The sequence below is a fragment of the Streptomyces sp. NPDC085944 genome (genome assembly GCF_040686295.1).
Taxonomy (GTDB): Bacteria; Actinomycetota; Actinomycetes; order Streptomycetales; family Streptomycetaceae; genus Streptomyces; species Streptomyces salinarius.
The window spans coordinates 665,060-676,489 of record NZ_JBFBJX010000001.1 but is presented as its reverse complement, the minus strand read 5'-3'; the positions used below and the strand labels follow the sequence as shown (position 1 = coordinate 676,489).

Here is an 11,430-nt window from a genome sequence, read left to right as displayed (position 1 = left end):
GTGCCTACGCTGCGAGCGTGTTGCCTGCGGGGACGACTCGAACCGGTGTTCCGGTTGCGGTCGGGGGTGTGCGGGGATGATCTCCCCCGATCTGGTGCCGCCCCTGGTCACGGCCGGGGCGGCCCTGTTGCTGGCCGGGTACGGGCATGTGCGCCGTACCCGGCGGACCCGGACCCGTACGACTCCGGGCCGGGTCAGAACAGGCTCAGCAGGGCCTCCGCCGGGTCGGTGAGCTGGGTGTCGGCGCCGGGCAGGGGCAGCTCGAACCAGACCGTCTTGCCGTGCGGCGTACGGCGTGAGCCCCAGGCCGCGCTGAGCAGGCCGACCAGTTGCAGGCCGCGGCCGCCCTCGTCGGTGTCGCGGGCCCGGCGCCGGCGCGGCTGGACCAGGCCGGAGTCCCAGACCTCGCAGACCAGGGTGCGGTCGAGGAGGAGGCGGAGCCTGATCTCGCCCTCGCCGTAGCGCAGCGCGTTGGTGACGAGTTCGCTGACGAGCAGTTCCGTCGTGTCGACCAGCGGCTCCATGTCCCATGCGAGCAGCTGGGCGCGGGCGTACTCGCGGGCGCGGCCGACGCTGCGCGGCTCGCGCGGCAGGGTCCAGTCGCCGACGGAGTCGCTGGGCAGTCCCTGGACGCGAGCCATCAGCAACGCGATGTCGTCCTCGCCGTGGTGGCTGTCGAGGGTGGCGAGGACCTGGTCGCAGACGTCCTCCAGGGGCTGGGCGGGGTCGGTCAGGGCACCCACGAAGGCTTGGAGCCCCTCGTCGAGGGGGTGGTCGCGGCTCTCGACCAGGCCGTCGGTGTAGAGGGCGAGCAGGGCGCCCTCGGGCAGTTCGACCTCCACCTCCTCGAAGGGCTCCCCGCCGACGCCGAGCGGCAGGCCGGGCGGCACGTCCAGCATCAGCGCGGACTCGCCGGGCTCGACCAGGACCGGTGGCAGGTGGCCGGCGTTGGCGAAGGTGCAGCGCCGGGTCACCGAGTCGTAGACGGCGTACACGCAGGTCGCCAGGTAGACCTCGGAGAGGTCGGCCTCGCGGGGGCGGCGGGCGGCCCGGGTGGCCTGCTGGACGCCTCCCGGCGCGCCGAGGCCGCGGGCGATCTCGTCCAGGTGGCCGAGCACCTCCGCCGGTTCGAGGTCGAGCTGGGCCAGGGTGCGTACGGCGGTGCGCAGTTCGCCCATCGCGACGGCGGCGCGCAGGCCGCGGCCCATCACGTCGCCGACGACCAGCGCGGTGCGGTGCCCGGGTAGTTCGATCACGTCGAACCAGTCGCCGCCGACCTCGCTGGCCCGGCCGGTGGCCGCGTTGCCGGGCAGGTAGCGGCAGGCGATGTCGAGGCCGGAGGCCTCGGGGTCGCCGGGCGGGAGCAGGGAGCGCTGCAGGATCAGCGCGCGTTCGTGCTCGCGCCGGTACAGGCGGGCGTTGTCGATGCAGACGGCGGCGCGCGCGGCCAGTTCCACGGCGAGGTCGCGGTCCCGGTCGCCGAACGGCTCGCTGCCCTTGGTGCGGGCGAACTGGACGAGTCCGACGACCGTGTCGTGGGCGACCATCGGCACGGCGAGCGTGGACTGCACGAGGCCGCCGTCCTCGGCGGGGACGCTGCGCGGCCGGGCGGTGCGCAGGGCGTCCGCGCACGGCGAGTTGAACGGGTAGTGGTGGACGGCGCCGAGCTTGACCCGCTCGCCCGTGCCGAGGAACGGGGCGTCGGACACAGCGCTGGAGAAGGCGACGCGGCGCAGTTCCGCGCTGCCGTCGGCGAGGCCGGGCGGGGTCTCGTCGCCGACCAGCAGGCCCTGGTAGAGGTCGACGGTGGCCAGGTCGCAGAAGCCGGGGACGACGACGTCGAGGAGTTCGCGGGCGGTGGTCTCCAGGTCGAGGGAGTTGCCGATGCGGGCGCCGGCCTCGTTGAGGAGGGCGAGGTTGCGTCGGGCGGCGGCGGCCTCGCGGGCGGCCTGGCGGCGGGCGGTGATGTCGGTGCCGAGCCAGGCCACGCCGATGGGCCGGCCGGAACCGCTGTGCACGCGGTAGAGGTTGACGGACCAGTGGCGGTGTTCCTCCGAACCCGGCAAGAAGCCCGTGACGTGCATGTCCGTGATGGACTCGCCGGTCTCGAGGACCCGGCGCAGGGTCGCGGAGACCCGGTCGGCCTCGGCGCGCGGCAGATAGTCGTGGACGCCCTTGCCGCGGTGGTCGTCGGGGGTGCCGCCGAAGATGGAGGCGAACCGCTGGTTGGCGCGGCGCACCGTCAGATCCGGGTCGATCAGCAGGAACCCGAAGGGAGACTGGCCGAATATGGCCTGCGAGGCGGCGAGGTCGGTCTCGATGCTGCGCAGGACGCGGACGTCGACGACGATGCAGACGGCGGCCTTCTCCCCGTCCTCGGTGCGCGTCGGCATGACGTACACCTCGGCCAGCCCGCGCTGTCCGCGCCGTCCGCCCGCACGCGGCCCGGGCGCGGTGCCGTCGTCCGGCGTCCGGAAGCCGTCGGGCGTCCGGAAGCCGTCCGGCGTCCGGAAGGGGACCACGCCGGTCCACTCCCGGCCGTCGAGGATCTCGGTCATCTTGCGCTGGCCGCGCTCGCGCAGGTCGGGGTCGATGAAGGTCTCGATCGGGTCGGTGCCCACGGCGTCTTCCGCCCGGATACCGAGCAGTTGCTCCGCGCGCAGGCTCCATTGGTCGACGAGCCCGTCGGGGCCGATGGAGAAGGAGGCGACCTTGATGTAGTCGTAGATGGAGCCGGGCGGGCTGCTCTGCCACACCGCGTCACCGAGTGGCGCCTGGTGCGACGGGCCCTCGGGCTCCGTGGACTCCGTGGGCGTCTCGGCCCTCGCTGGTATCTCGCTCACGCGAACCGTCCCCTCCAGCTCACCGCGTCCGGCACCGGTCACCGGAGGCGGCTGCCCGCAGTATCCAGCACTACGGCGCCGCACGACACGGTGTTCACGATCACAGCACGGTCCCGATGGTTTTCGGTCCGGACCGTGACAACACTTCCAGTCTTCTAACCAGCGGACACGGCATCGAATCACGCAGTTCCACAACTGCCACCGGCCTGAACCGGTGGCGGGACCGGGCAATGGGAGCATCCGACCCATATAGGACATAGGTCGACGCGATGGCAACGGTGCGTCACGAAGCGGTCGCGTCAGTGCGGCAGGGCGAGTTCGAACCACACCGTCTTGCCCGCCTCACCGGGGCGGGTGCCCCAGCGCCGCGTGACGGAGGCCACCAGCTGCAGACCCCGGCCGTCCTCGTCGTCGGGGTGGGCGACGCGCTCGCGGGGCGGGTCGGGCAGCGGGTCGGACACCTCCACCAGCAGGATTCCTGTGACCCCGGCAGGCCCGCGCACCACGCGGACGCCGATGGGTCCGGCGGCGTGCCGCAGGGCGTTGGTGACCAGCTCGCTGACGAGCAGGGCGGCGATGTCCACGACGCTGTCGAGTTCCCACTCGCGCAGGGTGTGCCGGACCAGGGAGCGGGCGGTCCGCACCGCGTCCGGCGCCGCGGGGAAGACCCACTCGGCGCAGTCACCCTCGTTGTCGCTCACGCCGATCACTTCCCCGGCCGACAACCCCACCGGTGTCCCTTTTCATGGGGTTAATGGGCACATACCCTTTATCCGGGCGCGGTACCGCCCGTCGCGTCCCTCGTCCGGAGCCGCAGGTGTGCGAGCACCCGCTCGACGGCCGGTACGTCCTGCTCCAGCCACGGCACGTCCCAGACCTGGGCGGGGGTCAGCCAGCGCAGGGCGTCGTGGTCCTCGAGAGGTTCGGGGGCGGCGGATCCGGGGAGCAGGCGGGCGGTCCACACCTGGAGCACGAACGGCGCCCTGAGGGGCCACTGCCCCGGGACACGCTCACCGGTCTCGGCCGTCACCCCGAGTTCCTCGCGCAGTTCGCGCACGAGCGCCGCCTCGGGCGTCTCACCGGCCTCGACCTTGCCGCCGGGCAACTCCCACCGTCCGGCCAGTTCTGCGGGTGCGCTGCGGCGGGCGGCGAGCAGGCGCCCCTCGTCGACCAGGGCGGCGCCCACCACGATCCGTTCCGTCATGCGCCGGAGCCTACGGCCTCTCCGGCCGGGGGCCCCGGTGGATCAGTCCGCCGCGCCCGTGCCGGCCGCGCCGAGCCGCTCCACCCAGTAGAGCTGCTTGTGTCCGCGACCGTCGAGGGTGTCCGCGATCTTCTGGGCCTCGGCCCGGGTCGCGTACCTGCCCACGCGGTAGCGATTGCCGTTGTCGTCCTGCCGGAAGACCAGCCAGGGAAGAGTGATCGTGCTGTCGTTCATCGCGCCCCTCCGCCTCCCGTTCCCGCCGTCCACGGCACCCGCCGCGCCCCGCCCGCCAAGGAAACCGCAATCCGCATATGCCCGAGCCTACGCCCAACCTTCACGGAGCGAATACGACTTTGCACAAAGAGGTACGCAACCAGCCAGAACGCAGGGGGCGCACGATGCGGAACGCGCCGTCTCCGCACACCGATGCCTCCGGTCACAGGCATACCGGAGTCGGACCGAGGGACCTGCGGGAACGGCCGGATTCCGGCGCCGTGCGAAGGGCACCCCGGGAGCGACGGATGTGCGAGCAGGTGTGCGCAGGGAGGAAAGGGGCGCGGGAGGCGCACGACGGGCGTGCGCCATCTCACACGGCGGGGACGGGCGAACTCCCGGGCCCGATGCGCTACTTGACGAACTACCTGACGGGCAGGTGGTACGCCACCCGGTACCGGTCGGCCGGGACGACCACGTCGGCCGTCTCCACCGCGCGCCCCGAGGCGTAGAACGTGCGCTGGACGACCAGCACCACGTGTCCCGGTACACCTCCCAGGGCGAGCAACTCCTCGGCGAGGCCGGGGCGGGCGCCGACCTCCTCGGTGACGTTGTCCACGACGACGTCGATGGCGGCCATCCGCTCGACGACGCCCATGCCGCCGAGCGGCCCCTCCTCGGGCAGCATCACCGGCGTGCGCCCGGTCAGGTCCAGCGGCTCCCAGGAGGTGGAGAGCATGACGGCCTCACCGGCCTCCCGGAAGACGTACCGGGTACACATCACCCGGTCTCCGGGCTTGATGCCGAGCCGCTCGGCCACGGCGCCGCTCGCCTCGGCCTGCTCGCTGCGCGATTCCCAGGTGCCGCGCGCGTCGGCGTCGGCCTGCTCCTGTCTGAAGGGTGTGGCGCCACCGGCCGGCCGGTACCCGGAGCGGGCGACGCGTCTCGGGACGGGCCGCTCGCGCACATAGGTGCCGGAGCCGGAGCGGCCCTCGACGAGGCCCTCGGCCATCAGCACCTTGCGGGCCTCCAGGGCGACGGTGTCCGAGACGCCGTACTCCTCGCGGATCCGCGCCTGGGACGGGAGGCGGGTATGGGGCGGCAGCAGGCCGTCGGCGATCTTCTTGCGGAGATCACCCGCGACACGCAGATACGCCGGCTGCTCACCGAATGTCACTGGCCGCTCCCATCAGGTTGTACAGACAGCAACAGCGTGGCAACCGTAGGTTCGGCCGGGCAAGCAAAGGCCAGAGAATCACTCGAAGTGATGACTTGTGTCGCCCGAGGGCTTTGCGCAGGCACTTTCTCCCCGCTATGGCCGCTGTCACACCTCCTTGCCGGGGCTCTCTCCTCCGCCGTCACCGCTCTCCTCGTACTCCGGCGGCGTGGAGTCGAGGCCGAGGGACTCGCGGGCGGTGACCGTGGTGTCGCCGTCGATGAGCGCGTAGCCCTGGTAGAGGTGCTCGTAGAACGCGTCCGCCTCGGAGGCCACCTCCGCCGCGGCGAACTCCTCGCGTGCCGCCTCCAGGTCTGCGACCAGCTCGGTGACCTGCCGCTCGCTCGCGGACGGCCAGGAGTGCGCGCCCAGCATCCCGATCTCCTCGGTGAGCGCGTTCTCCACCCGGCCCGCCCAGGACTGCTGTGCGATCGGCTCGTCCTCGAAGTACTCGTTCTCCGGCGTCGACTCCAGGGCCGCGTCCAGGACGCGGGCCGCCTCCAGGTACGCGAGCTGGTGTGCGTCGAGCGTCGTCCCGTCGTTGCGCAGCGAACCCGTCAGGCCCGCCCCTTCGTCCGTGCTGCCGAACAGGCAGGTGACCTCCCGGTCGCCCGACAGCCAGCTGCGCGCGGTCGGCGTCAGGTAGTACACGTCGACATCGGCGGGCAGGGCCCAGGGGTCCATGACGTACCCGTCCACGAGGCCGTAGCACCGCGCGTCGGCCGCCGCGGTGACCGCGTGGTCGCCGGGGTACGAGCCGCTGCCCGGCATGTCGAACACGGCGAACACCTCGCCGTCGTGCGCGCCTTCGCAGGGCACCACGTCGACGTCGTACGTCACCCCCTCCAGCGAGCCGCCCGGCGTGGTGAAGCACTGGCCCCTCTCGAGGGCGTAGGCGGTTCCCTCGCCGCGTGCGGCGTCGCGGACGCCGTCCCAGAAGTCGGCGGCGGCGCCCGTGGAGAGCGTCAGCACCCACAGGGCCAGCCCGACGGAGGACAGCACACATCCGGCCACCGCGAATCCCTTGCCCCGTTCGCCGCGCCCCCGGATTCCGGCCAGCGCGATCAGCCCCAGCACGAGCCCGACCGCCGGCACGAAGCACAGGACCCCGAGCACGAACGCGGCGACGGCGAGCCCGTTCACGGGTGCCCGCCGGGGGTACGGCCCGGGCGGGTGGCCCCACTGCGGAGCGTACGGGCCCTGGGGGTACGGCCCTTGCGGACCCGGCGGAGGCGGTATCGACACGGGTGGCCTGCTCCTGTTCACGAGGGTGGCGCGGCGGCGAGTGCGGCCTCGCGCATCGTAGACGCGGTCGCGACGTGGGGGTCGTGCACGGGCACGGTCCTGCCGGGTGCGGTCCTGCCGGGTGCGGTCGCGTCGGGTGCCGACACTGCTTCCACAGCCGTCCGAGCGCCGCGTTGACCAGGTGGACACCGCCGAAGGCGACCTCCCGGCGGGGTCTCCCGGACGCCGGGACTACGCGCGGGCCTGCCGCCGGGCGACAGCCGGGGGCTGAACGGGCCCTCAGTCGCCACGGTCGCGCACGTGTGCGCGCACTCCTTGCAGACCGAACAGCACGAGCAGTTCCACGGCGCCGCCGTCGGCGCTGCCCAGCCAGTGCGGCAGGGACGTGTCGAACTCGGCCGCCTCACCGGGCGTCAGCGTCAGGTCGCGCTCGCCGACCAGCAACCGCAGCCGGCCGCTGAGCACGTACAGCCACTCGGAGCCCTCGTGGGTCTGCGGGGTCGGTTCGAGGGGTGCCGGACGGCTCGGGATGATCATCTTGAAGGCCTGGGTGCCGCCCGGCCGCCGGGAGAGCGGGACGAAGACCATCCCGAAGCGCCTGACCGGCTTCAGGTGGATGCGCGGGTCGCCCGTGCGCGGGGCGCCGACGAGGTCGTCCAGGGGGACGTCGTAGATCCGGGCGAGCGGCAGCAGCAGCTCCAGGGTCGCCCTGCGCCGTCCGCTCTCCAGCCGGGACAGGGTGCTCTCCGACACTCCGGTCGCCGCCGAGAGGTGGGCGAGGGTGATACCGCGCTCGCGGCGCAGCGCGCGCAGGCGGGGGCCCACCGCGTCCAGAACGTCGTCCACGTCGTCCGGTCCGGCGTCCATCGGGCCACCTTGCCACAACCGCAAGTTTCCGTGCCGGATCCGGCGACTGCTGCCAAGACTGGCCGCGTCCGTTGCTCCCGGCCGACCGGCCGGGCCCGACCGAAGGAGTTCCGATGAGCGCCACCGACGCGGTCACGTTCTGGGACGGCGTGTACGCGGCCCGCCCGGCGTCCGACGCCCCGCGCCCGAACGTCCGTCTCGTCGAGACGGTCTGCGACCTGTCTCCCAGCGACGCGCTGGACCTGGGGTCCGGCAGCGGCGGCGACGCGCTGTGGCTCGCCCGGCGGGGCTGGCGGGTCACGGCCGCGGACGTCTCCGGCGTGGCGGCCGAACGGCTCGCGGGGCACGCCCGCGCCCACGGCCTCGGCGACCGCGTGGACGCCCTACGGCTCGATCTGCGCGCGTCGTTCCCCGAGGGCCGGTTCGACCTGGTCTGCGCGCACTACCTGCACACGCCGTTCGACCTGGACCGGGCCGCGGTCCTGCGTGCGGCCGCGCACGCGCTGCGCCCGGGCGGGCGGCTGCTGGTCGTCGACCACGGCTCGACCGCGCCGTGGTCGTGGGACCAGGACCCCGACGTCCGGTACCCGGCCCCGCGGGAGGTGGCGGCGGGTCTCGGTCTCGACCCGGCGACGTGGCGGGTGGAACGGGCCGAGGCCGCCCGCCGGACGGCGACCGGCCCGGGCGGGCGTACCGCCGAGGTCGTCGACCACGTCCTGCTCGTCCGGCGCGCGGGCTGAGGGCGCACGTCCACAAGGAGATCAGCATGTCCACCACCCACCGCCGGGACACGCCGCCACCCCGCACCGGGAACGACGAGGCCGAGACCCTGCGCGGGTTCCTCGACTATCTGCGGACCTCGATCGCCGGCAAGGTCGAGGGTGCTCCGGAGCCACAGGTCCGCACGGCCGCGGTGCCGTCCGGCACCCAGTTGCTCGGGCTGCTCACCCACCTGACCCACGTCGAACGGGCCGTCTTCCTCGGGGAGGAGGTGCGGAGCTGGCCGGCGACGTTCCGTGCCGCGCCCCAGGACGGCGTGGCCGAGGTCGTCGCCCGCTACCGCGAGGCCGTCGACGACGCGAACCGCGTCCTCGACACCTGCACCGACCTCGGCGCCCCGCTCCCCCGGCCCCGTCCGGGCCGCCCCGCCCCGAGCGTCCGCTGGGCCCTCACCCACATGATCGAGGAGACCGGTCGGCACGCCGGTCACGCGGACATCCTCCGCGAGCTGATCGACGGCACGACGGGGCGGTGACCCGCGCCGTCCCCCGTACCGTGCCCAGCCTTCAGTCCGCGCTCGCGGACCGGCGTGAGCGGCGGTTGCGCCACCAGGTGACCAGCCAGAGGACGTTGACGCCGCCGAGGACCACCAGCACCGTCACCGCGTCGGCGTTGCCGGCCAGGCCGTGTTCCGGTCCCAGGCCGCGCATGGCCTGCACGAGGAGGGCGAGGTCGACGGGCAGGGTGACCGCGGCCATGAACGTCAGACAGGCCGCCGTACCCACCACGAGGACGACGCTGTAGATCCGGACGGCCCGCCGCTCGTGCGCGGGCAGCCGGGCGCTGGGGTCCTCCCGCGCCGCCTCGGCACGAGGACCACGGCGCACCGGCCGCACGGCGCGCCGGAACCTGTACCGCGCGTACGCCAGGCCGTCGCCGTACAGGTCCCGGCAGCCGGTGAGGTCCTGGAGGACGAAGTAGAGGTCGGTGCGGGTGAAGACCAGGCACTGGAAGGGCAGCGGCAGCAGGGCGAGGAGCAGGGCCGCGGCGAGCAGGCGGTGTGCGGTCGTCCCGGTCTCCGTCGCGGCGAGGACCAGGACGAGGGACGACGCGACGGACAGGTTGAGGGCGATACCGGCCAGGTAGGCCGTCAGCCGGTGGCGGCGGGAGGCGAGTTCGATGCCGCTGATGTCGGTCTGCATGACGAGGAACTGCAGCCGGGTGCCCAGTCGCATCTTCCCCGGCACGCCCGCCGCCCGGGCGGTGACCAGGTGCGCCAGTTCGTGGGCCAGCAGCAGCGCCCAGCCGACCGCCGCCCCGCTCAGCAGGACCACGCTGCCGTGGCGGCTCCACAGCAGGTCGCGGTAGCCGGGCAGCAGGTCGGGGCGGCGCACCAGGACGACGAGGGCGGCCATGAGCAGTGCTCCGACGAGCAGCGGGAGCACCGGGTGCAGGGCGAGGCGGACGTGGCGGGGGCGCAGCCACGGCAGTGACGCCCGGGGCGGTTCGGCGTCCGGGACCGGACGGTCGCCGATCCGCGCCACGAAACCCAGCGCGGTCAGGTCCCCGACGAAGTCCGCGATGTCGAACTCCTCCCCGGTCTCCGCACGCAGCGTCTCTTCGGTGCGCGTCACGCTCCGCCCCTCGCGCAGGAGTTCCACCGCGCGTGCCCCGGCCGCCGGGAGTGCGACGAAGGTGCGGGTGGCCATGCGGCCGACGATCCACTCGTCGCGGTCGGGTCGTACCGCCAGGTCGTGCAGGACGACGCCGGTCGTCGGCCCGATCCGGGGAGGGTCGTCGGCGGTGGTGTCCGTCACGAGGGGCCCCGGTCCGTCGTCGGCGGCGGTGTCCGTCACGAGGGGCCCCGGTCGCCGGAGCCGGCACGCGCCGCCGGTACCGGGTCCGGTACCGGGTCGCGCTCCGCCCGACCGCAGGCCGGGCAGTCGGGGCGCCGCTGTGCGCGTTGCACGACCGGGTCGCCCGGCATCATGAGGTTGAGGCCGAACCGGCAACCGGGTTCGACGGGCGGGACGCCGCACAGCAGCATCAGGGCGGCGTGCGCCAGCAGCCCGCCGGACAGGCCTGCGGTCACGGCGTTGGCCGGGTTCCACGGCATGCGGGGCGAAGCCACGTCCTCGTCCTCTCCCGGTGCCAGCCGCAGGTCGCGCCGTTCGACCTCGGCGTCGCGCAGGCACTGCCAGCACGCGCCCCGGCCGGGCGTGAAGACGCCGACGCTGACCAATGGCCCGCGATAGCCCGCTTCGGCCCACGGCGTACCCGTGGACAGGCAGGCCTGGTTGGCCCACCGGCGGATCGCGGCGGGACGGTCGGCGGCGAGCAGCAGTGCGTCGTAACCGGGCGCGCGGGCCGGGCTGTCGGGGCTGCTTGGGCTGTTGGTGCCGCTGCTTCGGCTGCCGGCGCCGGTCAGCAGGTCTTCGAGGTCCGCCGGAGTGCGCCCCTCGCGCCGCTCGCCGGTGACCTCGGTGTCCGGGTTCAGCGCGCGCAGGGCGGTGAGCGCCGCGTCGAGCTTGGGCTTGCCGAGGTCGCCCTCGTGGAAGAGCGTCTGCCGGTTGAGGTTGGACCGTTCGACCACGTCCGGTTCGACGCAGTGCAGCCGCCCCACGCCGGACGCCACCAGGTCCCGGGCGGCGGCCGAGCCGGTGCCGCCGACCCCGATCAGCAGAACCCTCGCCCGGCGCAGCAGCAGTTGCGGCTCCCAGGCGCTGCTCCTGGGCCGCAGGTCCATCCAGCGCAGCAGGGTCATGCCCCTGCTGTACCGCTCGCGTTCCCGCTCGGACAGTTCGGGGGGCGGCTCGGCGCCGGCGTCCTCGACGTATCCGGCGTCGGTGAGGTCCGTCATCGCCTGGGCGATGTCCGGGGCCGGCAGCCGCAGTTCCGGATGGCGTCGGGACACCTCGGCGACGACGTCCGGGGCGCTCCGCGTCCCGTCCATGGCCTGCACGAGGGTCCAGACCCAGCCGTCGGCGTCCCGCACCTCGGCTCCGATGCCGTGGACGACGCTGCCGATCCGCACGTGGCCGTCCACGGTCCGGTAGGCGCGGTGCTCCGGCTTGATCCGGGGCAGCCGCATCACGTGCACCGTCATTTTCGCGCCAACCTCG

General features: G+C 73.6%; 11 protein-coding genes. 2 read left to right on the top strand and 9 right to left on the bottom strand.

The window, feature by feature from the left end; all coding sequences use genetic code 11:
• Positions 1–194 precede the first annotated feature (194 nt).
• The 7 genes from AB0P07_RS03315 to AB0P07_RS03285 form a co-directional block, all read right to left on the bottom strand.
• On the bottom strand, positions 195–2,843 hold the full coding sequence (locus AB0P07_RS03315) for a SpoIIE family protein phosphatase (RefSeq protein WP_365544343.1): 2,649 nt from the start codon (positions 2,841–2,843) through the stop codon (positions 195–197).
• A 299-nt stretch (positions 2,844–3,142) separates the two neighbouring features.
• A complete protein-coding gene (locus tag AB0P07_RS03310) occupies positions 3,143–3,574 on the bottom strand; it encodes an ATP-binding protein (RefSeq protein ID WP_365544340.1) in 432 nt (143 codons plus the stop codon).
• Positions 3,575–3,612: 38 nt separating this feature from the next.
• Positions 3,613–4,047 (bottom strand): (deoxy)nucleoside triphosphate pyrophosphohydrolase, encoded by a 435-nt coding sequence (locus AB0P07_RS03305; RefSeq protein WP_365544337.1) that lies wholly within the window; start codon positions 4,045–4,047, stop codon positions 3,613–3,615.
• A 42-nt stretch (positions 4,048–4,089) separates the two neighbouring features.
• A complete protein-coding gene (locus tag AB0P07_RS03300; protein ID WP_125628989.1) occupies positions 4,090–4,281 on the bottom strand; it encodes an SPOR domain-containing protein in 192 nt (63 codons plus the stop codon).
• Between the two features lie 403 nt (positions 4,282–4,684).
• The gene (locus tag AB0P07_RS03295) at positions 4,685–5,437 is read right to left on the bottom strand and encodes a GntR family transcriptional regulator (protein WP_007444326.1); all 753 of its coding nucleotides are present in this window, start codon (positions 5,435–5,437) and stop codon (positions 4,685–4,687) included.
• Positions 5,438–5,584: 147 nt separating this feature from the next.
• Entirely contained in the window at positions 5,585–6,619 is a 1,035-nt protein-coding gene (locus tag AB0P07_RS03290; protein ID WP_365544333.1) for a DUF4190 domain-containing protein, read from the bottom strand.
• Positions 6,620–7,000: 381 nt separating this feature from the next.
• A complete protein-coding gene (locus tag AB0P07_RS03285) occupies positions 7,001–7,588 on the bottom strand; it encodes an XRE family transcriptional regulator (protein WP_365544331.1) in 588 nt (195 codons plus the stop codon).
• A 113-nt stretch (positions 7,589–7,701) separates the two neighbouring features.
• On the opposite strand from AB0P07_RS03285, the gene AB0P07_RS03280 reads away from it, so the two are divergent.
• Positions 7,702–8,328 (top strand): class I SAM-dependent methyltransferase, encoded by a 627-nt coding sequence (locus AB0P07_RS03280; protein WP_365544329.1) that lies wholly within the window; start codon positions 7,702–7,704, stop codon positions 8,326–8,328.
• Between the two features lie 26 nt (positions 8,329–8,354).
• Positions 8,355–8,843 (top strand): DinB family protein, encoded by a 489-nt coding sequence (locus tag AB0P07_RS03275; RefSeq protein ID WP_365544326.1) that lies wholly within the window; start codon positions 8,355–8,357, stop codon positions 8,841–8,843.
• Between the two features lie 31 nt (positions 8,844–8,874).
• Here the strand turns inward: AB0P07_RS03275 and AB0P07_RS03270 are convergent, their stop codons facing one another.
• Together AB0P07_RS03270 and AB0P07_RS03265 are read right to left on the bottom strand one after the other, a co-directional pair.
• The gene (locus tag AB0P07_RS03270) at positions 8,875–10,125 is read right to left on the bottom strand and encodes a hypothetical protein (RefSeq protein ID WP_365544546.1); all 1,251 of its coding nucleotides are present in this window, start codon (positions 10,123–10,125) and stop codon (positions 8,875–8,877) included.
• A gap of 35 nt (positions 10,126–10,160) precedes the next feature.
• Positions 10,161–11,414 (bottom strand): ThiF family adenylyltransferase, encoded by a 1,254-nt coding sequence (locus tag AB0P07_RS03265; RefSeq protein ID WP_365544323.1) that lies wholly within the window; start codon positions 11,412–11,414, stop codon positions 10,161–10,163.
• Positions 11,415–11,430 lie beyond the last annotated feature (16 nt).

Excerpts from the sequence above, each read along its gene's own strand:
- AB0P07_RS03265 (WP_365544323.1), bottom strand. The coding sequence starts at position 11,414 with ATGACGGTGCACGTGATGCGGCTGCCCCGGATCAAGCCGGAGCACCGC.
- AB0P07_RS03280 (WP_365544329.1), top strand. The coding sequence starts at position 7,702 with ATGAGCGCCACCGACGCGGTCACGTTCTGGGACGGCGTGTACGCGGCC.
- AB0P07_RS03300 (WP_125628989.1), bottom strand. The coding sequence starts at position 4,281 with ATGAACGACAGCACGATCACTCTTCCCTGGCTGGTCTTCCGGCAGGAC.
- AB0P07_RS03305 (WP_365544337.1), bottom strand. The coding sequence starts at position 4,047 with ATGACGGAACGGATCGTGGTGGGCGCCGCCCTGGTCGACGAGGGGCGC.
- AB0P07_RS03285 (WP_365544331.1), bottom strand. The coding sequence starts at position 7,588 with ATGGACGCCGGACCGGACGACGTGGACGACGTTCTGGACGCGGTGGGC.
- AB0P07_RS03275 (WP_365544326.1), top strand. The coding sequence starts at position 8,355 with ATGTCCACCACCCACCGCCGGGACACGCCGCCACCCCGCACCGGGAAC.